Annotated in this window: 13 protein-coding genes, 3 tRNA genes, 3 rRNA genes and 1 pseudogene; 5 read left to right on the top strand and 15 right to left on the bottom strand. The window is 58.0% G+C overall.

The window, feature by feature from the left end:
• Nucleotides 1-424: 424 nt before the first annotated feature.
• Nucleotides 425-1,595 (bottom strand): annotated as a pseudogene (locus tag AADW22_RS18485) (IS3 family transposase).
• Nucleotides 1,596-1,771: 176 nt separating this feature from the next.
• Between AADW22_RS18485 and tnpA the strand changes: the two are divergent.
• Genes tnpA through AADW22_RS18505 form a run of 4 tightly spaced genes read left to right on the top strand, consistent with a single transcriptional unit; the run spans nucleotide 1,772 to nucleotide 4,442 of the window.
• The gene (gene tnpA / locus AADW22_RS18490; RefSeq protein WP_407474000.1) at nucleotides 1,772-2,179 is read left to right on the top strand and encodes an IS66-like element accessory protein TnpA; all 408 of its coding nucleotides are present in this window, start codon (nucleotides 1,772-1,774) and stop codon (nucleotides 2,177-2,179) included.
• The gene (gene tnpB, locus AADW22_RS18495) at nucleotides 2,176-2,526 is read left to right on the top strand and encodes an IS66 family insertion sequence element accessory protein TnpB (protein ID WP_407473999.1); all 351 of its coding nucleotides are present in this window, start codon (nucleotides 2,176-2,178) and stop codon (nucleotides 2,524-2,526) included. The genes tnpA and tnpB overlap by 4 nt, the downstream gene beginning before the upstream one ends.
• 60 nt (nucleotides 2,527-2,586) lie before the next feature.
• Complete coding sequence (gene tnpC, locus AADW22_RS18500; RefSeq protein WP_407473998.1) at nucleotides 2,587-4,218, top strand: IS66 family transposase; 1,632 nt, start codon at nucleotides 2,587-2,589, stop codon at nucleotides 4,216-4,218.
• 2 nt (nucleotides 4,219-4,220) lie between these two features.
• Nucleotides 4,221-4,442: a hypothetical protein gene (locus tag AADW22_RS18505; RefSeq protein ID WP_407473997.1), complete on the top strand. Its 222-nt coding sequence runs from the start codon at nucleotides 4,221-4,223 to the stop codon at nucleotides 4,440-4,442.
• A gap of 96 nt (nucleotides 4,443-4,538) precedes the next feature.
• On the opposite strand, the gene AADW22_RS18510 is transcribed toward AADW22_RS18505, so the two are convergent.
• From AADW22_RS18510 to AADW22_RS18570, 13 genes are all read right to left on the bottom strand, one after another.
• A tRNA-Met gene (locus AADW22_RS18510) sits at nucleotides 4,539-4,615 on the bottom strand.
• Between the two features lie 69 nt (nucleotides 4,616-4,684).
• Nucleotides 4,685-4,799, bottom strand: a 5S ribosomal RNA gene (gene rrf, locus AADW22_RS18515).
• A gap of 183 nt (nucleotides 4,800-4,982) precedes the next feature.
• Nucleotides 4,983-7,848, bottom strand: a 23S ribosomal RNA gene (locus AADW22_RS18520).
• 605 nt (nucleotides 7,849-8,453) lie between these two features.
• Nucleotides 8,454-8,530 (bottom strand) — tRNA-Ile (locus tag AADW22_RS18525).
• A 100-nt stretch (nucleotides 8,531-8,630) separates the two neighbouring features.
• A tRNA-Ala gene (locus AADW22_RS18530) sits at nucleotides 8,631-8,706 on the bottom strand.
• Nucleotides 8,707-8,951: 245 nt separating this feature from the next.
• Nucleotides 8,952-10,411, bottom strand: a 16S ribosomal RNA gene (locus AADW22_RS18535).
• Together the 16S, 23S and 5S rRNA genes with 3 tRNA genes alongside form the textbook arrangement of a ribosomal RNA operon.
• Nucleotides 10,412-10,943: 532 nt before the next feature.
• The gene (locus tag AADW22_RS18540) at nucleotides 10,944-12,083 is read right to left on the bottom strand and encodes a M20/M25/M40 family metallo-hydrolase (protein ID WP_114865640.1); all 1,140 of its coding nucleotides are present in this window, start codon (nucleotides 12,081-12,083) and stop codon (nucleotides 10,944-10,946) included.
• A gap of 70 nt (nucleotides 12,084-12,153) precedes the next feature.
• Complete coding sequence (locus tag AADW22_RS18545) at nucleotides 12,154-13,320, bottom strand: M20 aminoacylase family protein (RefSeq protein WP_009824267.1); 1,167 nt, start codon at nucleotides 13,318-13,320, stop codon at nucleotides 12,154-12,156.
• Nucleotides 13,317-15,002 carry an ABC transporter ATP-binding protein gene (locus AADW22_RS18550; protein WP_407474923.1) on the bottom strand — a complete coding sequence of 562 codons (1,686 nt, stop codon included), beginning with the start codon at nucleotides 15,000-15,002 and terminating at the stop codon, nucleotides 13,317-13,319. Before AADW22_RS18550 ends, AADW22_RS18545 begins: the two co-directional genes overlap by 4 nt.
• Before the next feature lies 1 nt (nucleotide 15,003).
• Complete coding sequence (locus tag AADW22_RS18555; RefSeq protein ID WP_064216922.1) at nucleotides 15,004-15,891, bottom strand: ABC transporter permease; 888 nt, start codon at nucleotides 15,889-15,891, stop codon at nucleotides 15,004-15,006.
• Between the two features lies 1 nt (nucleotide 15,892).
• On the bottom strand, nucleotides 15,893-16,834 hold the full coding sequence (locus AADW22_RS18560) for an ABC transporter permease (RefSeq protein ID WP_005848795.1): 942 nt from the start codon (nucleotides 16,832-16,834) through the stop codon (nucleotides 15,893-15,895).
• A gap of 64 nt (nucleotides 16,835-16,898) precedes the next feature.
• The gene (locus tag AADW22_RS18565; protein ID WP_407474924.1) at nucleotides 16,899-18,506 is read right to left on the bottom strand and encodes an ABC transporter substrate-binding protein; all 1,608 of its coding nucleotides are present in this window, start codon (nucleotides 18,504-18,506) and stop codon (nucleotides 16,899-16,901) included.
• A 30-nt stretch (nucleotides 18,507-18,536) separates the two neighbouring features.
• Complete coding sequence (locus AADW22_RS18570) at nucleotides 18,537-20,093, bottom strand: M81 family metallopeptidase (RefSeq protein WP_407474925.1); 1,557 nt, start codon at nucleotides 20,091-20,093, stop codon at nucleotides 18,537-18,539.
• Nucleotides 20,094-20,284: 191 nt separating this feature from the next.
• Here AADW22_RS18570 and AADW22_RS18575 point away from each other — a divergent pair, with 191 nt between their 5' ends.
• Complete coding sequence (locus AADW22_RS18575) at nucleotides 20,285-21,025, top strand: IclR family transcriptional regulator (protein ID WP_074637179.1); 741 nt, start codon at nucleotides 20,285-20,287, stop codon at nucleotides 21,023-21,025.
• Here the strand turns inward: AADW22_RS18575 and AADW22_RS18580 are convergent.
• A complete protein-coding gene (locus AADW22_RS18580) occupies nucleotides 21,022-21,717 on the bottom strand; it encodes a DnaA N-terminal domain-containing protein (protein WP_037941351.1) in 696 nt (231 codons plus the stop codon). The genes AADW22_RS18575 and AADW22_RS18580 overlap by 4 nt on opposite strands.
• Nucleotides 21,718-22,106 lie beyond the last annotated feature (389 nt).

Below are 22,106 nucleotides of genomic sequence, written 5' to 3' on the forward strand. Positions count from 1 at the left end.
TCTGTCCTCCTGTTGGCTACAGAAGGGCGTGGGCTATGCAGATCTGTCATCTTCCTAACCGGGATCACTGCAAAACAGCGTCACCACTCTCAAGTTCGCATCAACCCATGGACCACGTTTTTTAACGGGGTTCTGACCCAAGACAGACCACCAATAAGCGAACGGCCGCTGCCCTTCATAGAGCAACGATAGCACAGGCTGTTTCTACCGCGCGCAGGCGGGCCACAACTCGGAACGGTTTATTAGGATGTCACGCTCTGACCTGCCCCCCGAGGCTCCCTCATTTATAACGAGAGTCTGCGGGTCTGTTTTTTATATTCGTCGTCGTTGGTTTGGGCAAGTGCGTCGGGCGCGGTGTCCTCAAGTTGCTCAAGCGTCCGGCGCGCTTTGGACCTGTCGCGCTTTCGTGCCCCCCAGGTGCTCGTTAGGCCACCTTGCGTTCTAAAGCGACAGGGCTTTTCCAACCCAATGCTGAGTGTCGGCGTCGCGGATTGTAGAAGCCGTTGATGTACTCAAAGATCGCTATCTCAGCTTGCCTGCGCGTTTCCCATGACTGCCGCCATATCAGCTCGGCTTTTATGGTTTTGAAGAAGGTCTCGACGGCGGCATTATCATAGCAATTTCCCTTGCCAGACATCGACACCTTGAACCCGTGCTGGCGCAGGATCTTCTGGTAGTCGTGCGAACAATATTGCGACCCACGATCCGTGTGATGGATGCAGTCCTTGGGCGGCTGACGGAACGCGATGGCCATCTTCAAAGCCCTGATCGCAAGGTCGCGTTTCATCCGGTTCGAGACCGCCCAGCCAACTACACGCCGTGAATGCAAGTCCAATATCACAGCCAAGTACAGCCACCCCTCGCGCGTCCAAATATAACTGATATCGCCTGCCCACTTTTGGTTGGGCGCATCAGCGTTAAAGTCACGACCCAGCAGGTTTGGCGCGATATTGAACTTATGATTACTGTCCGTTGTCGCCTTGTATTTACGAGTTCTTACGACCGATATGCCGTTCTGACGCATCAGCCTGCCTACGCGGCGGTGCCCTACATTCAGACCAATTTCCTTCAGCTCTTCGGTCATACGCGGCCTGCCACTCTCGGGACATTGCTGCGCAATACCCTGCCGTGCAGTGCATAACTGCCCAAACTGAGACGGGATTGTTCTTTGATATGGGCCAGCGTGACCAAATCAGACCGCTGCCTGCGGCTGGCTGGACGGCTACGATGCGCCCGCAAACCACGCGGGCTGACTGCCATAACCCGGCACATCAGATTGATGGAAAATGTTGTTCGGTGTTCTTCAATGAACTTAAACCTCACGGCTTTTGGCTCGCAAAGAACACCGTGGCCATTTTTAACACTTCCCGCTCCTCCTTGAGAATGCGGTTCTCACGACGCAAACGGTCATTCTCTTCGGCAAGGCTAAGATCCTCTTTTGACACCACATCCGTGTCTCGATGTGCAGTGATCCATTTGTTCAGCGTCGACATGCCGACGCCCAGATCGTCAGCCACCTGTTTGCGCGTCAGTCCACTGGTTAGCGCGATACGCACCGCATCAGCGCGGAATTCATCTGTGCGTTTCAGTCCCATAGTTAGTCTCCTTTGTTGCAGTAGATGCTATCAAAGGAGCGGCATCAAACCGCGACAGGTCCATAAATTCTACTTTTGAACACCTCTAATTTTAGGGGGGATTACCCTGTAGCTATCGTAAACCTCCGGCGGCGGCCGTCTGATCTCAGGCTCAATCCGATGGTAAGTCCGACCTTATGTCCGACTTTATCAATTGTCCTCAAATCGAAGTACTTTCCGCAGCCGATGGTGAACGCCGCCGGCATTGGTCGGATGATGACAAACTGCGCATTGTGGAAGAAAGCTTCATTGGCCACCGCCAAGCGACAGCCACGGCGCGGCGGCATGGCATTTGCCGGTCGCTGCTGACCACTTGGCGGCGGCAGTTTCGTAACGGAGAGCTTGGGTCTTCTCGTCCGGTATCTTTCGCGCCGGTGACTGTGTCGAAGGAAACGCCCGTGTCACGAGCTAATCCAGTCAACTCCTGTTCACCTTCGGACTGTCAGGTTGAGATTGCCCTTCCGAATGGGCGTCGGCTCATCGTGCCGGTGGACGTCGAGACCGAAGCCCTTGCCCGGATTTTGGCAGTGGTGGACGGGCAATGATTGCGTTCCCGGCGGGTGTGAAGGTGTGGATCGCAGGCGGCGTCACCGATATGAGGCGGGGCATGAACACGCTGGCACTACAGGTGCAAGAAGGGCTCGACCGTGATCCCCATACGGGTGAGATATTTTGCTTCCGGGGCCGTAAAGGCGATCTGGTCAAGATCCTATGGCATGATGGGGTGGGTATGTCGCTCTATTTGAAGCGTTTGGAGGCAGGTAAGTTCATCTGGCCGGTGAGCCGGTCGGGCGAAGCGGTGCAGATCTCGGCGGCGCAGTTGGGTTATCTTCTGGAGGGCATCGACTGGCGTAACCCACGCTGGACACAACGTCCTGCAAAGGCTGGTTAATTCGCGCCATAAAGCCTGTTTTTATTGGTGCTTCGCGGCTTCGGCTGGTAAATATTGGTCATGTCTGACGCCGCCTCTGAACTCGCTAAATTACGCGCTGCCCTGGCCGCCGCAGAGGCCCGTGCAGATGTGGCGGAAAGCGAGCTGGCGCAGGCCCGCGCGGTTGTCTCCTGCTCCGAGGCGATGATCCAAGAGCTCAAGCTTGAGATCGCCAAACTGCGCCGTGACAAATACGGTATCTCGTCAGAACGACGCGCCCGGCTGATCGATCAACTGGAGCTGCAGCTTGAAGAGATGGAAGCGGCGGCTACCGAGGATGCCTTAGTCGCAGATCAAGCAAGCGAGAAAGCCAGCACTGTGCGCGCCTGCACACGCCGCCATTTCGGGCGAAAGCCGTTCCCCGATCACTTGCCGCGCGAGCGGGTTGTCGTCGAAGCACCTGCCGTTTGCACCTGCTGTGGCTCGGACCGGATCGTAAAGATGGGTGAAGATGTCACCGAGACGCTGGAGGTGATCCCGCGTCAGTGGAAGGTGATCCAGACTGTGCGTGAGAAGTTCACTTGCCGGGCCTGCGAGAAGATCAGCCAGCCGCCGGCCCCGTTCCATGCGATCCCGCGCGGATGGGCCGGACCCAGCCTGATCGCCATGCTCGTCTTCGAAAAATACGGACAGCACCAACCCCTGAACCGGCAGGCAGAGCGCTTTGCCCGTGAAGGCGTTGATCTGAGCCTCTCCACCCTGGCAGACCTGGTCGGGCACGCGACTTTCGCCCTGCAGCCGATCCATGCGCCGATCGAGGCCCACGTGCGTGCCGGTCACCGCCTACATGGCGATGATACCACCGTGCCGCTTCTGGCGCGGGGCGGTGCAAAAAAGGCCCGGCTCTGGACCTATGTCCGTGATGACCGCCCCTGGAATGGCGGAGCACCGCCGGCCGCGTTCTTCCGCTTCTCCCGAGATCGTGGCGCAACCAATCCCAATCAGCATTTGGCAGAATGGCAAGGGGTGCTGCAAGCGGACGCCTATGGTGGATACAACGACCTCTATCGAGAGGACCGAGACGCGGGGCCCGTGACCAGCGCGCTGTGTTGGTCGCATGCGCGCCGGAAGTTCTTCGAGCTGGCTGACATCGCGGGCAACGTCCGCAAGGGCAAACCCGCCCATCAGATCTCGCCGGTCGCCCTGGAAGCGGTAAAACGGATCGACGCCATCTTCGACATCGAGCGCGAGATCAATGGGCTGGATGCTGATGCCCGGCTCGTCGCCCGCCAGAACCTGTCCCGTCCCCTGGTAAACGGCCTCCACGACTGGCTGCAGGAAGAGCGCGCGAAACTGTCCAGACACAACAAGGTGGCCAAGGCGATCAACTACATGTTTGAGAAGCATGGCCGTTGGCAGGCCTTCACGGCATTCCTCGATGACGGGCGTATCTGTCTGACAAATAATGCGGCCGAACGCGCCTTACGTGGCATAGCTTTGGGCAGAAAGTCATGGCTCTTTGCAGGGTCCGAGCGCGGCGGTGAACGGGCTGCCGCCATGTATACCCTTATCGTCACCGCCAAAATGAACGACATCGATCCGCAGGCCTGGCTCGCCGATGTTCTCGCCCGGCTGCCCGACTTGCCCGTCTCGCGCGTGCATGAGCTTCTGCCTTGGAACTGGAAAGCTCTATCCCTTCCACAAGCAGCGTAACCATGCAGCTGAACAAGGTGTATTCGGTCAAGACAATCGACCGCGTCGCTGTCGAACTGGGCGAAACCGTTGATCGGATCTTTGATCTCGCCATCGGTATGGAAACCGAAGATGGTGTGATCTGGGTCTACGGCCCCGGCGACGACGGTGTCATCGCATTCACTCCATTCGGGATCGAAAACCTGCAAGAGCTCATCGAAATGGACCGTGATCGCGACCGATAACCCACCTGTGGCCTACGCCGGATGCTTACTAGCTATCGAGCTTTTCGAACAGCAAAAAGGCCGCGGGTCTTTCGACTGCGGCCTGTTCGTCAAAGTTGGTTGCGGGAGTAGGATTTGAACCTACGACCTTCAGGTTATGAGCCTGACGAGCTACCGGGCTGCTCCATCCCGCGGCTGTGGCCAATGTTATTGTATTGGCTTATTAATTGTCATCGTTGAGAGATACGTAGAGGTTTTGCTAGGTTTGGCGGTGACCTACTCTCCCACGTCTTAAGACGCAGTACCATTGGCGCAGTAGCACTTAACTGCCGAGTTCGGGATGGGATCGGGTGTTTTGCTTACGCTATGACCACCAAACCGAGTAAAACCTCTATGTTGCTGCTTTTGCCATTGGCAAAAGAGCAACAAGCGGGAGAGAGCGTATCCGAAGGATGCGCGTTCCCGCCCCCTCACCATTCTGGGTAAGGATTTGTCCAAGTCAGTACGACTGATTGTATGTGTATGCTTTTGTCCTAGTAAGAAGTCTTTCTTCTACTGGATCAAATCAAGCCTATCGAGCAATTAGTACCAGTCAACTGAACGTATTACTACGCTTACATCTCTGGCCTATCGACGAGATGGTCTATCTCGGCTCTCAGGGATACCTTGTTTTGAGGGGGGCTTCCCGCTTAGATGCCTTCAGCGGTTATCCTGTCCGATCATAGCTACCCAGCACTGCTATTGGCATAACAACTGGTCCACCAGTGGATCGTTCACCCCGGTCCTCTCGTACTAGGGGCAACTCCTCTCAAGTATCCTACACCCACGGAAGATAGGGACCGAACTGTCTCACGACGTTCTAAACCCAGCTCACGTACCTCTTTAAACGGCGAACAGCCGTACCCTTGGGACCTGCTCCAGCCCCAGGATGAGATGAGCCGACATCGAGGTGCCAAACACTGCCGTCGATATGGACTCTTGGGCAGTATCAGCCTGTTATCCCCGGCGTACCTTTTATCCGTTGAGCGATGGCCCTCCCACTTGGGACCACCGGATCACTATGGCCGTCTTTCGACTCTGCTCGACTTGTCAGTCTCGCAGTCAGGCTGGCTTCTGCCATTGCACTCAACGAGCGATTTCCGACCGCTCTGAGCCAACCTTCGCGCGCCTCCGTTACGATTTAGGAGGCGACCGCCCCAGTCAAACTACCCACCACACAGGGTCCCGGATCCGGATAACGGACCGCGGTTAGACATCAAGCAGAACAAGGGTGGTATCTCAAGGGAGGCTCCACGCAGACTGGCGTCCACGCTTCAAAGCCCACCACCTATCCTGCACATGTTCGGCCTAATGCCAGTGTGAAGTTGTAGTAAAGGTGCACGGGGTCTTTCCGTCTAACCGCGGGTAACCGGCATCTTGACCGGTAATTCAATTTCGCTGAGTCTATGTTGGAGACAGCGGGGAAGTCGTTACGCCATTCGTGCAGGTCGGAACTTACCCGACAAGGAATTTCGCTACCTTAGGACCGTTATAGTTACGGCCGCCGTTTACCTGGGCTTCAATTCAGAGCTCTCACTCCTCCTTTTAACCTTCAGGCACCGGGCAGGCGTCAGACCCTATACGTCGTCTTACGACTTCGCAGAGCCCTGTGTTTTTAATAAACAGTCGCCACCCCCTGGTTTGTGCCCCCAGCCCCTAGTTGCCTAGGAACCGGGCCTCCTTCTCGCGAACTTACGGAGGTATTTTGCCGAGTTCCTTCAACATAGTTCTCTCAAGCGCCTTGGTATTCTCTACCTATCCACCTGTGTCGGTTTAGGGTACGATCTAGCGATGGAGCTATTTCCAGGGACCTCTAAGCAGCCCATTCAATCCGATAAGGATGAACTACCCTCGAGATCCGTCACTTCCATCTGGCCCAGGAATATTAACCTGGTTCCCATCGACTACGCCTTTCGGCCTCGCCTTAGGGGTCGGCTTACCCTGCTCAGATTAGCTTTAAGCAGGAACCCTTGGATTTTCGGCGAGAGTGTCTCTCACACTCTTTGTCGCTACTCATGTCATCATTCTCACTAGTGATCTCTCCACCGGATCGCTCACGCGCCGGCTTCACAGAAAGCTCCGCGTCTCCAATACCCCGAAGGGCTAAGGAGACATGGAACTATGTCACACTACGCTCTGCTACCATGCAATTAATGCATCCTAAGCTTCGGCTCATGGCTTGAGCCCCGTTACATCTTCGCCGCAAGACAACTTATTTAGACCAGTGAGCTGTTACGCTATCTTTAAAGGATGGCTGCTTCTAAGCCAACCTCCTGGTTGTTTTGGTCGTCTCACCTGCTTTCCCACTTAGCCATGAATTAGGGGCCTTAGCTGTAGGTCAGGGTTGTTTCCCTCTTCACAACGGACGTTAGCATCCGCTGTGTGTCTGCCATCTAGTACTCCTCGGTATTCGGAGTTTGGTTAGGATCAGTAAGCCTGTGGGGCCCCATTACCCATCCAGTGCTCTACCCCCGAGGGTATTCGGATGACGCTCTACCTAAATAGATTTCGCAGAGAACCAGCTATCTCCGAGTTTGATTGGCCTTTCACCCCTAGGCACAGCTCATCCCGATCCTTTTCAACGGATGTGGGTTCGGTCCTCCAATAAGTGTTACCTTATCTTCAACCTGGCCATGCCTAGATCACTCGGTTTCGGGTCTGATCCCACAAACTCAACGCCCTATTAAGACTCGCTTTCGCTACGCCTACACCTAACGGCTTAAGCTTGCTTGTGAGACCAAGTCGATGACCCATTATACAAAAGGTACGCTGTCAGGCCGTAAAGACCCTCCAACTGATTGTAGGCGTTCGGTTTCAGGTACTGTTTCACTCCCCTCGTCGGGGTGCTTTTCACCTTTCCCTCACGGTACTGGTTCACTATCGGTCAGTAAGGAGTACTTAGCCTTCGAAGGTGGTCCTCCGATCTTCAGACAGAATTTCACGTGTTCCGCCCTACTTAATACGTCCAATCATGCTTCTTATACGGGACTATCACCCACTTTGGTTGCGCATTCCAACGCATTCTAACCACACTCATGGCTCGGCTGGTCCCCGTTCGCTCGCCGCTACTAGGGGAGTATCAATTGATTTCCTTTCCTCCGGGTACTTAGATGTTTCAGTTCCCCGGGTTTGCTTTTATAAACCTATGTATTCAGTCTATAAATACCTGGTTCTGCTTACTGATGAACCCACCGTCTGCACCTTGCGAACTTACGTCCTCAAGTAGCAAAGCGGTAGGACAACAATAAACAATCAGGTGGGTTGCCCCATTCAGAAATCCATGGATCAAAGCTTATTCTCAGCTCCCCATGGCTTATCGCAGAGTATCACGTCTTTCATCGCCTCTTACTGCCAAGGCATTCACCAAACGCCCTTTTCGCGCTTGATTTGATCCAGAAAAAGAAAGACTGATTTAATGTCCTACCGCCTATTCGGCTACTTGAGGACAATTTAGACCCTCAAACGGCCGGTAGAGTGCAGGACGTCAGCCCAACGCGGGAGACAGAAGCTGGTAAGAAACTGTCTTCCCTTATTCCAGATCAAAAGCATACTTTTACCCGCCCACTCTCTCAGAGTGGACAGCGAGTAGTGCATCTAGCCTACCTTCCGTGCAGGAAGTAGGCGTCACTACTCTGGTTAGTGTACTTGACTTGGACAACACGTCGCTTTCAGTCGCGATACGTTCAAAAGACCGAGGAAACAGTCAAGTAAACGCCGGCTCCAAAAGGAGCAGCAACCGAGATCATCACCTAACGCGGTGCGATCAGATCGTGTTGTTTGTTACTTCAAGATTACTCTTAAAGTAACTGTATCTCTCTTTACGATGTCAATCAGATGCATTCCAAAGGAATGTCACCCATGCGCTTGCGCGCCGTCCGATTGGACGATTAAGAACTGCGTACAGTGCTTAATGGTCAAATCGTGTGCTTGCCCAACGCGCGCTTTGCTGCGCAAAACCCTGTTTGGGCGACGATCTTTAGCTGGCAAAGATCTTGGTGGGTCGAGGAGGACTTGAACCTCCGACCTCACGCTTATCAGGCGTGCGCTCTAACCACCTGAGCTACCGACCCAGCGTGTTTTGCAAAGCAAAACCGCGACGTCCCGGCAGGGCATTCCGAAGGAATGTCCCGAGAGGGACCAGCCCAAGCGGTTATTCAAGGGCCGTATGCTTGGTGGAGCCTAGGAGGATCGAACTCCTGACCTCCTGAATGCAAATCAGGCGCTCTCCCAGCTGAGCTAAGGCCCCAGCGTAGCCCGAGGGCTGCGTGTTACGTTGGCTGCATGAAGCAACCCGACCCCTCTCGGGACACCGCTGCGCGGTACCCTGTCGGGGCTTCGCGCCTCACTGCGTGAGACGCTTGCTGAAGAGATATGAGGACGGCTCGGTCCGAAAGGTCATCTTGCGATGCCTTGAATATGGTCAGTTTTGTTTACTGACCTGCTAAGTGTTTCACGAGATGAGCAAGCTCATCTGACTAGAAACATCCTTAGAAAGGAGGTGATCCAGCCGCAGGTTCCCCTACGGCTACCTTGTTACGACTTCACCCCAGTCGCTGATCCTACCGTGGCCGCCTGCCCCCCGAAGGTTAGCGCAGCGTCGTCGGGTAGAACCAACTCCCATGGTGTGACGGGCGGTGTGTACAAGGCCCGGGAACGTATTCACCGCGTCATGCTGTTACGCGATTACTAGCGATTCCGACTTCATGGGGTCGAGTTGCAGACCCCAATCCGAACTGAGACAGCTTTTTGGGATTAACCCATTGTCACTGCCATTGTAGCACGTGTGTAGCCCAACCCGTAAGGGCCATGAGGACTTGACGTCATCCACACCTTCCTCCCGCTTATCACGGGCAGTTTCCTTAGAGTGCCCAGCCGAACTGCTGGCAACTAAGGATGTGGGTTGCGCTCGTTGCCGGACTTAACCGAACATCTCACGACACGAGCTGACGACAGCCATGCAGCACCTGTCACTGCGTCACCGAAGTGAACGCTCGATCTCTCGAGTTAGCACAGGATGTCAAGGGTTGGTAAGGTTCTGCGCGTTGCTTCGAATTAAACCACATGCTCCACCGCTTGTGCGGGCCCCCGTCAATTCCTTTGAGTTTTAATCTTGCGACCGTACTCCCCAGGCGGAATGCTTAATCCGTTAGGTGTGTCACCGAACAGTATACTGCCCGACGACTGGCATTCATCGTTTACGGTGTGGACTACCAGGGTATCTAATCCTGTTTGCTCCCCACACTTTCGTACCTCAGCGTCAGTATCGAGCCAGTGAGCCGCCTTCGCCACTGGTGTTCCTCCAAATATCTACGAATTTCACCTCTACACTTGGAATTCCACTCACCTCTCTCGAACTCTAGACTGATAGTTTTGGAGGCAGTTCCAGGGTTGAGCCCTGGGATTTCACCCCCAACTTTCCAATCCGCCTACGTACGCTTTACGCCCAGTAATTCCGAACAACGCTAACCCCCTCCGTATTACCGCGGCTGCTGGCACGGAGTTAGCCGGGGTTTCTTTACCAGGTACTGTCATTATCATCCCTGGCGAAAGTGCTTTACGATCCTAAGACCTTCATCACACACGCGGCATGGCTAGATCAGGCTTGCGCCCATTGTCTAAGATTCCCCACTGCTGCCTCCCGTAGGAGTCTGGGCCGTGTCTCAGTCCCAGTGTTGCTGATCATCCTCTAAAACCAGCTATAGATCGTAGACTTGGTAGGCCATTACCCCACCAACTATCTAATCTAACGCGGGCCAATCCTTTCCCGATAAATCTTTCCCCCGAAGGGCTTATACGGTATTACTCTCAGTTTCCCGAGGCTATTCCGTAGAAAAGGGTATGTTCCCACGCGTTACTAACCCGTCCGCCGCTCACCCGAAGGTGCGCTCGACTTGCATGTGTTAGGCCTGCCGCCAGCGTTCGTTCTGAGCCAGGATCAAACTCTCAAGTTGAAACGCATTACTGCGTATCCTTGACGTCGAACCTCTGCACATCAAACCTGCATCACTTACTGAATGATACAGGCGTTTTCTCCGTTTGAAGTGCTTAAAGTTACAAAAGTAACAACAAGCCGTCCAAACAGTGAAGCTGACACCGAATAATCGCTAAGCACCTAAGTGCGTCGCTATCGGCGCGATATACAGACGTTGATCCATCGAATGAACCAAACCGCCCACATATCTCTTCAGATATCTATCAATTTCAAAGAGCGTCGAGACAAAAGAAACCAAGATGCGCCGTAAACTTCTCAGCGCGCCCCGCCTCAATTACCTCAGAATTTCTCCGCTACGTAAGACCCGAACCGTAGCCCGTCGTCCCCGTCTAGCGCCCCGTGTCTGCATGTCTGCGTCTCCGGTAGAACGCTCTATAGACCTGTGATTTGGGGGCTGCAACAGCTTTTTTCAAAAAACATCGTTTTTTTCGATTTTATTCGGAACCGCGCTGATATCGCGTGCTGCTGGCGCTGTGCCCCCATTCCGGCTCCTATGCCCCAAGCCGGCAGTAAAGCCCCGCGGCCAGCTTTGCGCGCTCTACCAGACTGTCGACTTCGATATGTTCATTCAGTGTATGGAGCCCCTGCCCCCGGACCCCGATGGAATCGAGCGTGGGCAATCCGAGGTAACCGGTAAAGTTCCCGTCCGATCCGCCGCCTGCCGATTGGCCGGTCATCTCGAACCCCAGCTCGCGCGAGATCTCTTGCGCCACCCCCAGCATCGCCATCGTGCCGGGCTGGTCCGGTTCCCACACGGGGCGGGTCACGCCGCGCGTGACCTCCATCACCACATTCCCCTGGTCCGCGTTCAAGGCCATCATCTTGGCGATGCCCGCATCCAGTTGTTCCTGGGTCTTGGCCATAGACAGGACTTCGGCATCGCAGACCGAAGAGACGCAGTTCACCCATTGGCCCGCGTTGAACACCCCCAACGAGAAGGTACAGTCGTCGCTGGTCATGCCTTCGATCACGGCGACATGCTTTGCCATTTCGGCAATCGCCGACACGCCATCCTTCAGCGCCCATCCCGCGTGGCTGGGTTTGCCGCGGGTTTGCAGGTTAAACCGCGCGATGGCATAGCGCCCGATCACCGCGCCGCCGTCGGGGCAGGCAGGTTCGGGCACAAGGATATATTTATGGCGCTTGGCCTCGGCCTCGATCAGCGCGCGGGTCGACGGTGTGCCGACCTCTTCATCCGGCGTGAACAGCACGGTGACGGGCAGCGGAGTTTCGACCCCGGCGGCCAGCAATTTGCGCAGCGCATCAAGGAAGACATAGTTCCCGCCCTTCATATCCATCAGCCCCGGGCCATAGCAAAGCCCCCCCTCGCGGCGGAACGGCAGCTTTTGCAACGTGCCTACAGGGTGGACCGTATCCATATGCCCCAAGAGCAGAATACCCCCCTCACCCGCACGGGGGTGGGGCATGGTGGCGCGGACGCTGTCGCCAAACCCCATCCGGCCCGGGATCCGTTCAACCCGCGCACCCAAGGCCGCCAGATCATGCTGCACCAGATCCATCATCCGGTTCACGGCCCCCGCGTCAAAGGTCGGGCTTTCGGTTTCAATCCAGGGGCGCAGCCCTGCGATCATCTCTTCCGTGTCAAACGGCAGCTCAAGCGGATTGGTCATGTCGGGTCTCCTCCCTAGTGCGATGCCGTGATCTGCGGCACCGCCAGACGTTCTTTATGATAGCGTAACTTCAGGCCTTGGGCAGACGTGTTTCCACGATGCGCGCATAGATCGATGCCCCCACGGGCAGCATCGCGTCATCGAGCACGAAGCCCGGATTATGCAGCGGCACATTGCCCGCGTGTCCGACACGGCAATAGGCACCGGGCACGACTTTCAGCATATCGGCAAAATCCTCTGATCCGGTGGCCTGCTCGGTCGATTCTGACGACAGGTCAGCGCCCACCACATCTGCGGCGGCTGCGACATAGGCGGTGGTCAGGTCGGGGTCGTTCATCAGCACGTCAAAGACATTGCGCAGGTCCACATCAATCTCCACCCCGTAAGACAGCGCCATGCCCGCACAGATATCGCGGATGCGCTGATCGGCGAGCTGGGACACATCGTCGTGGAAATAGCGAATGGTGCCAGCAATCGTCGCCGTATCGGGCACCACGTTATAGGCAGAGCCCGCATTGAACTTGGTCACCGACAGAACGATGGGCTTGGTAGGGATGATATTGCGGCTGGCGATGCTTTGCAGCTGTTGCACCAAAGCGGAGCCGATAACGATCGGGTCTTTCGACTGATGCGGCGCGGCGGCGTGGCTGCCGGTGCCCTTGATCGTGATGTCGAAAAAGCTCGCCCCCGCCATCGCGGGCCCCGGCGTGACAGACACAACATTGGGTTCCGAATTCGGATCGTTGTGCATCCCGTAGATCTCGTCACAGGGGAAGCGTTCAAACAGCCCCTCGGCGATCATGCGGCGCGCACCGCCCAGACCTTCCTCGGCGGGTTGGAAGATCAGCACCACGGTGCCATCAAAATCGCGCGTCTCGGCCAGATAGCGCGCGGCCCCCAGCAGCATCGTGGTATGACCGTCGTGACCACAGGCATGCATCCGCCCCGGATTGGTGGAGGCATAGGCCACGCCCGAGGTTTCCTCGATCGGCAGCGCGTCCATATCAGCGCGCAGACCCACGCGGCGGTTGCCACCCCCCTGCCCCTTGATCAGCCCGACGACGCCGGTGCCGCCGATGCCCTCGTGTACCTCGTCCACCCCATAGGCGCGCAGCTGCGCCGCCACGATGCCCGAGGTCCGCACCTCTTCGAACCCCAGTTCGGGGTGGGCGTGGAAATCCTGACGGATCGCGGTCAGATCGCTGGCAAAGGATTCGATCTTTGGAATGGTGGTCATAGGGTGGCTCCTGTCACGGGGGGCGTGCGGTCCAGCGCACGGAAGTTGGCGAAATCCCAATGCCGGCCGGGTGCGGCCTCGATCAGGTTGCGGGTGTAGTCGTGGCGTGGCGCGGCAAGCACCTCGCCAGCGGGCCCATGTTCGACGACAACGCCTTTCTGCATCACCAGCACCTCGTCGCAAATCTGCGCGGCGACCCGCAAGTCATGGGTGATGAACAGCATGGCGATGCCGAATTTTTCCTGCACGTCATCCAGCAGGTCAAGCACCTGCGCCTGCACGCTGACATCCAGCGCCGACACGGCCTCATCCGCGACCAGCAGATCGGGCTTCATCGCAACGGCGCGCGCGATGGCGATCCGTTGGCGCTGCCCGCCAGAGAACTGATGCGGATAGCGGTCCAGCGCATCGCGCGGCAGGTCCACCAGCTCCATCAGCTCGGCGGCGTGTTCCATCGCATCGGCGCGGCTGGTGCCAAAGTTGATCGGCCCCTCGCACAGGCTGCGCGCCACGGTCCAGCGCGGGTTCAGCGACCGATATGGGTCTTGAAACACGATCTGGAAATGCTTGCGATGCGGCTGCAACTGACGGCGCGACAACTGCGCGATCTCGGTCCCGGCAACGGTCACCTTTCCCGCCGTAGGGTCGATCAGCCGCATGATGGCGCGAGCCACGGTGGATTTCCCCGACCCGCTTTCGCCCACGATCCCAAGGGTGCGCCCCGGCTGGATGGTGAAATTCACATCCTGCGCCGCCCGCACCCCTTGGCTGGCGCGAAAGAAACCGCCCCCGCCATAGGTCATCTCTAGCCCGTCCACGGTGATCACATCCCGCGCCTCCGCCGGTGCCCGAGGGGCGCGCGGATCAAGGTTGGGCACCGCCTGCAACAGCTTGCGAGTGTAATCTTCCTTGGGCGCGGTCAAGAGCTGCCGGATCGGCGCGCTTTCAACAATGCGCCCTTTCTGCATGACGCTGACCGTATCCGCGATCTCGGCGACCACGCCCATGTCGTGCGTGATGAACAGCACCGCCGTGCCGTGGCGTTCCTGCATCTCTGAAATCAGCTTGAGGATCTGCAACTGCGTCGTCACATCCAGCGCCGTCGTCGGCTCGTCCGCGATCAACAGATCAGGGTCAAGGATCAACGCCATGGCGATCATGATCCGTTGCCGTTGCCCGCCTGAGAGCTGATGCGGGAAAGCGGCATAGATGCGTTCCACATCCGGCAGATGCACCTGCTCCATCATATCGATGGTGCGGGCCTTGGCCTCGGCGCGGGACAGATCGCTGTGCATGTTCAGCACTTCCTCGATCTGCTCGCCCACCCGCAAAACAGGGTTCAGCGCCGTCATCGGTTCCTGAAAGATCATCGCGATCCGCCGCGCCCGCAAGGCCCGCATCTGCGCCGGCTTGGCTTGGGTGATCTCGATCCCTTCCAGATCAATCGACCCGCCCTGAATTTCCAGCGCATCCTTGGGCAGCAGCCCCATGGCCGTCAGCGAGGTGACAGATTTGCCCGACCCGCTTTCGCCCACCAGACAATGGGTCTCGCCCGCGCGGATATCCAGATCGATCCCGCGCAACACCGGATCGGCCTTGGGCCGCCCCGCCAGCCCCACCGTCAGCCCGCGTATTTTCAGCACGCGTTTGGCATCGGTAAAGTCTTTGGACTTGAATTCCATCTCACACCTCCCGCTTTTTCATACGTGGATCAAGGATATCGCGGGCCGTGTCGCCCAACAGGTTGATCGCCAGAATACATAGCGACAGCATCAACCCCGGCCAGAAGATCAGCCCCGGCTTGATCTGGAAATAGCTCCGCCCCTCGGCCATGATATTCCCCCATGTGGGGATCTCGGTCGACACGCCCGCCCCCAGAAAGCTCAGGATCGCCTCGATCAGAATGGCAGAGGCGCAGATATAGGTGCCTTGCACGATCAACGGCGCAAAGGTGTTGGGCATCAGATGCTGCAACAAGACCTTGGGCATTGACGATCCAAGCGCGATCGCCGCCTCGACATAGGGTTCTTCACGCGCGGTCAGCACCACCGACCGGACCAGCCGCACAACGCGGGGCACCTCCGGCACGGTGATCGCGATGATCACCGATGTCACGCTCGGCCCGTTCAGCGCGACCAGCGCAATCGCCAGCAGGATCGCGGGGATCGCCATCAGGCTGTCCATGATCCGCATGATGATACTGTCGGCCAGCCGGAAATACCCCGCGACCAGACCAATCAGCAGCCCCACGGCCACGCTGACCACCGCCGCCCCGACACCGATCAGCAACGACACGCGCCCCCCCGTCACGACGCGGCTAAAGATATCGCGGCCGTAAGGGTCCGTGCCCAGCAAGAAGTCATCCGACGGCGGCTTCAGCCGCGCCATCGCATTCATCTCAAGCGGGTCATAGGGCACATAGTAAGGGGCCAGCACCGCCGCGAGGACAATCGCCACAAGGATCACCGCCGCAATCGTCGGACCGACACCGATCCGCATCGCTTTGGGGACAGAGAATAAACCGGTCACAACTTGAAAGGCGCTGTGCCGAGAGCTTGGGATCTGCGTCATATCAGTACCGGATCCTTGGATCGAAGAATGAATAGGAAATGTCGATCAACAGGTTGACCGTCACATAGATGCCCGCGGTCAGCAGGATCATCGCCTGAATAACCGGATAGTCGCGCGCCAGAATGGCATCGACTGTCAGCCGCCCGATCCCGGGGATGTTGAACACGCTTTCTGTCACCACCACGCCCGAGATCAGCAGCGCGAACCCCGTGCCGATGATGGTCAGGATCGGCACCGCCGCATTGCGCAGCGCATGGCGGAACAGCACGACATTCTCGCGCACCCCCTTGGCACGGGCGGTGCGGATATAATCCTCGCCCAGAACCTCAAGCATCGACGCCCGCGTCATCCGCGCAATCAACGCGATATAGATCGTAGCCAGCGTCAGCGACGGCAGGATCGCACGGCTAAAGAACGGTCCGATGCCATCGGTTGGCGATTTATAGCCCTGCACCGGCACCCATTTCAGGTCGATGGCGAAAATCTGGATCAGGATATAGCCGATGACAAAGACCGGTACGGAAAAGCCGAGCACCGAAAATGACATCACAAGGAAATCCACCCAGGACCGGTGCCGCCAGGCGGCAATCACCCCCATCGGCACGGCCAAAGCGACCGAGATCACAATCGTCATCAGCGCGATATTCAACGTCGGCCCCAAACGGTCACCGATCATCCCCGCAACCGAGGTATTCGACAGCAGCGATGTGCCCAGATCACCGCGCAACAGCTGGCCCATCCATGTGCCGAACTGCACCAACAGCGGGTCGTTCAACCCCAGACTGTCACGGATACGTTCAAGCTGCGCAGGGGTGGCAGCATCACCAGCAAGGATCGCGGCAGGATCACCGGGCGTCAGCCGCAGCAAGAGAAACACAAAAATCGCAACGATCACCATCACCGGTATCGTGGCCAATATGCGCTTGAGGATATAGAAAAACATGCCGAAGGCTCCTTGCGGTCGTAGGGGTGAGAGGCGCGCATCGCAGCGCGCCTCTCAAGGCAGATCACTCTGCCGCTTTGGTCATGTTCCAGAACACCGGCACCGGCGACGGGATCATGTCTTCGATGTTGGACCGACGCGCCTGCGGGATGATGTATTCGCCCATCATCAGATAGTTCACATTGTCCATCACATGCTCTTGAATACGCGTCGCGATCTCTTTCTTGGTCGCGTCGTCGCTGGCCGAGACATACTCGGTCCGCATGGCTTCGATCTCGGGGTCATCGGGCCAGCCGAACCAGCCATCATCGCCACGACCGTTCAACATCACGTTGACCAGCGGGTCAGAGACTTCGGGCACCATCCAGTTGGTGAAGAACAGGTTCCACCCGCCCTCGGCCACCGGCGACTGCTGTGCGCGGCGTTGCACGACCGACTGCCAGTCCATCGACTGCATATCGACCTCAAACCCCGCCTCGCGCAGCGCTTGGGCTGCAACCACAGGCTGGTTGTTCAGGCTGATCACATCGGTCGGGGCCATCAGGACAATCGGCGTCCCGTCATAACCCGCTTCTTCCAGCAGCTCCTTGGCACGCTCGGTATTCGCGCCACCGGTCAGCAAGTCTGATCCCGCCTCGTCCCCCAAGGGGGTCGAGCAGCCAAAGATCGCGCCACAGACTTTGTAGTATTCAGGATCACCCTGCATCGTCGCCAGCATGGATTCCTGATCCAGCGCCGCCATCGCCGCCTGACGCACCAGCTTGTTGTCAAACGGTGCGTGCAAGAAGTTCGGACGCCCGATGGTGACATAGCCCAGATCATCGCGTTTCTCGACGACGACATCCTCGTTGCCCGACAGGATCGGCATCAGGTCGATCTGGACCTGCTCAAGATAGTCGATCTCGCCCGCCGAAAGCGCATTCAGCGCGGTCAGCGCATCGGGCATCGTGGTCCAGACCACCTTGTCCACGTTGACGACCTTGCCGCCCGCCATCCAGGATGCGGGCTCGTCGCGCGGCACATAGTCGTCGAACTTTTCATAGGTCACCGACACGCCGGGCTCATAGGCGTCCTGATCGAACACAAACGGGCCGGAGCCGATGTATTCCGTGATCGTCTCATCGGCAGAGGTTTCGGCAACACGCGCCGGCATGATGAACGGCGGCACCGCGGATTGCTTGGAAATCACGTCGATCAGCGGGCCAAAGGGCTTGGTCAGCGTCCAGACAACGGTCTTGTCATCGCTCGCCTCAAGGCTTTCGGTCACGTCAAAGATCAACTGCCCGCCGCTGTCGCGCTTGCCCCAACGGGTCAGAGAGGCAACAACATCGGCGCCGGTCACAGGCGCGCCATCGTGGAACACCAGCCCGTCGCGCAGGGTGAACGTATAGACCAGCCCGTCGTCGGATGTCTCCCAGCTTGCCATCTGCGGCTGCGGGGTGAAATTCTCGTCCACCGCCGTCAGCACGTCATAGATCATATAGGCGTGGTCACGTGTGATGTGCGCCGTGGTAATCACCGGATCCAGCACCCGCAGGCCCGAGTGCATGACCGCCGTGATCGTGGTTTCTTCCTGCGCGAAGCTCGCGGCAGGCACCAGCAGCGCAGCCGTGGTCATCAGCGACGCGGCCAGCCCCCGGCTTTGTTTCAATGTGGGTCGTAAAGTCAGCATATCAATTTCCCATGTTGGTTGTGGTCATTGTTATATTTGGACACCGCCGGTTGATCCGCCGGTATCGGGGCGTGCAGCAGCCGCACGCGCGGCCCCGAAAACGGGACCGTTAGGAGAAAGCCGCAACCCCTCACGCAACCGCGTAAAGGGCAGGTCTGCGGGGTCGAACGGCATGGGGCCGGGGGCACGCGCAACAATAATCTCGCGCGCACTCGGGGTGAAATCGGCCCGAAAATGGGTAGAGCTTTTGACGACAAGGATTTTCTGCGTCTCTGGTGCGATCCCGACAAAGCGGAACATCTCGCGGTCAGCCATCTGCGCAATCCGCGTTGTGACGGCCACCCGCACGCCGCCAATGCGCAAACAGGCCGAGGGCCCCAGATCCAGCATCGTCCCACCGTAATAGGGGCCGGTGGCTTTCACTTTGCCCTCCGACAGCATCTCGACAACGGCCTCGACCTCGACGGGGCTATCGTCGGGCAGACCGGGGTGCCCGCCAATGCGGAACACGGCGCGCGCGCCCTCCCCCAGCTCGTGGGCTTGGGCGGCGGAATGCGGGTCTACGATCAGCCCGATCGCCGCGTCTTGGGCATCAGCATCGATCAAGGCCCGCAACATCCCCGTCGTGGCAGAGACCCCACCCGCACCGGGATTGTCTTGGGTATCGGCAATCACCACAGGCCCCTGCCCTGCCCCTTTTGCCGCGCGCACCGCATAGGCAACCGCCGCGTCGGGGGTAAAAGTATCATTGTCGAACTCGGATTCGGCAGCGGCATAGGCATCCGCCACCGCATCTGCTGCGGCATCCGCCGCCGCTTGTGTCTCGGCATAGGCCACCGCCGTGGGGCCACAATCGGCAATATCCGCCGCCGGAAAGCCCATGAACAGCGACGCCGACAGTGCGCCTTGCGCCTCAACCTCTGTCAGGTTTTCATACAATCCCTTTGCGGGCTGCATATCCGTCGTCTGAAACGGGATCGGCACCAGATAGGACATGCGACGGAACGCTTTGGCCGGGCGCCTGCCGGTCTGCATCACATGATCCAGCAACCGCGCCGCTGCGGCACCGGTATCGGCCATGTCGATATGCGGATAGGTCCGGAATCCCGCCAGCACATCCACCGTGTTCACAAACTCTTCCGAGATATTGCCATGCAGGTCCAATGCGGCGGCAATCGGCACATCCGGCCCCACCAATGCGCGCACCTGACGGGCGATCTCTCCTTCACCGTCATCGTGATGCGTCGCCACCATCGCGCCGTGCAAGTCCAGAAACACGCCATCCAACGGCCCTGCGGCACGTAGCCCGTCCAGAATTTCACCCAGAATAGTGTCGAACGCATCCTGCGTCACAGGTGCCGATGGAATAGCTCCCGCCCAAAGAACAGGCACCACATCCCAACCCGAATCCCCCGCGACCTTCAACGCGCCGGTCATGCCAAGGTTCACGTCCTGAAAGGCGTCGATCATCGCGGGGCCACCCACCATGGGGACATAACCGCCACCGGCCTTGAAGGCCGCCATATCCGCAGGCTCGGGCGCAAAGGTATTGGTTTCATGAAGAAATCCGGCCATGGCGACGCGCATCGGGGAACCCACCTTTAAATGATGTATCGCTTCACAAAACTGAATGTATTGCTTGGCGATACGGCTGTATTGCCATACGATGCTAGGCACTGACCTATCCTCGCGTCAACCCGGAGCGCTCAATGCCTGACCCCAAACGACCACATTCCTCTGTCGCGTCTAATTTTCAGGCAGATGCCGATAGGCTCTTTGTGCGCTCTGCCGCCCGCGCCATTCACGTGCTCAGCGCGTTTCACGAGGCCGACGGCCCGCTCAGCCTGTCAGACATCGCCACGAAGGCAGAGATCGACCGATCTGCCGCGCAACGTCTTGTGCATACGCTCATGACATTGGGGCACATCCGGCGCAGCCCCGATGACCGCGGCTACCTGCCCGGACTGCGCTTGCTTGACCACACCCACGACACCCTGCGTCTGGACCCCGTGGTGCAGGTCGCCACCCCCGTTATCCTCGAGATGCGCAAATCCATCGCCGAACGGATCGACTTTAGCCTCTATGATGAAACCCGCGTGATCTATGCCCTGCGCATGCAAAGCAAACGCGAAACGTTTTACGCCACGCTTGTGGGCCATAGCGTCCCGACCTATTGCACCGCCGGCGGCCGCGCGACCCTCTGCGCCCTGCCCCCGGAAGAAGCGCGCGAGATCATCAATCGCTTCCCGCTGCACAGCTATACCTCTTACACCAACGTGGACCCCGACAGCATCATGAACAGTCTCGAACAGGCCCGTAGAGACGGATTTGCGCAGGTCCAGAATGAATTCGTCTTGGGCGAAGTCGCCATTGGTGTGCCCGTCGTCAACCGTCAGGGCCGTCCCTTGGGGGCAATCCACATCGCCGGATCGCTTTCTGAATGGAGCGCCGAAGACTTCGCCCGCCGCGCGGCCCCCATCGCCCAAGAAGCCGCCCGCGCCATCAGCGGCAGTTTCTAGGCCCTAAATTCGATCCGCGTCACCGGCCCCAACTCTGCCTCCACCGCCGCGACAAGCGGGCGCAGAAGATGCGTCTCTATATAGCGTTGCGCGAATTTGCTCGGGGTGCGCAGTTCCAGCACGCCCCCTTCGAACGCCACATATTCAAGCTGCGAGAACCACGCCTTGAACTGATCCGCGTTCTCCCGCGATAGGTTCACCATCGCGCGTTGCCACGTACCCGGCCCGCCCTGCGCGGGCTCTGATGCCTCGGGTTTCGCATAATCGGCCAGTTGTACCACCTTGACCGGGGTTTCGCTGCGATACCGCTCTTTCATCCGCGCATCGTAATCCGGCCCGACCAGCGGCCAGCACGGCTCTGACAGCCGCGCGATCTGCGCATAGTTCAACCGATAGGCCGCCACCCTGCCCCGCACGCCGCCGCGCGTACAAATCAACAGCTGGGCATCCGTCAGCCGTTTGATCTCGCGTTTCACCGTGCGTTCATTCACCGACCACATCCGCGCCAGATCCCGCTGGCCCACGCTCAGCTCGTCAGCGCGCCAATTATACCGCGAGGTCACCGCCGCGATCAGCCGCATCAACGAGGTCTGCAAGGTCGGTGATCCGTTCAACCCCGCCACGCTCAAAGCGGTCAAAAGGTCGTACTTGATCACCCCGGCTTCAGGGCCGGTCAGCCGCAATGGGTTCATGGTTTTGCCTACTCGATGTATCGTCTTATTTTTATCGGTCAGCTTCTTTGAGCCGATTCCGTTTATGCTTTCTACAAAGCTCTAAATCCCGTCTTCTGTCAACCCGCTGGGAAAAACAGGAATTACCCTTTTCCTTAATCCAAATTCAATTTGGTAAAGGTTAATAGGTTAAGGGGGACGCTTAGGTGTCACCATATCAGGGGATGGCTGTCACCAAAACAGCGTCATATGCCCCTTGCCTGTCACCAAAATCTCTTTGCCCCGCGTTAACCGCAGCGAAATAAACCCGTTTTTCAGGAACGGCGCGCGAATTTCGGGAAAATTAGGTTTTGCCAAATTGCCGAATTCGCGTTATTCGAAATTCGAGGCTTAAAAACGCGAGTAGATAG

Source organism: Sulfitobacter sp. PM12, from assembly GCF_045586035.1.
Classification (GTDB): Bacteria; Pseudomonadota; Alphaproteobacteria; order Rhodobacterales; family Rhodobacteraceae; genus Sulfitobacter; species Sulfitobacter pontiacus.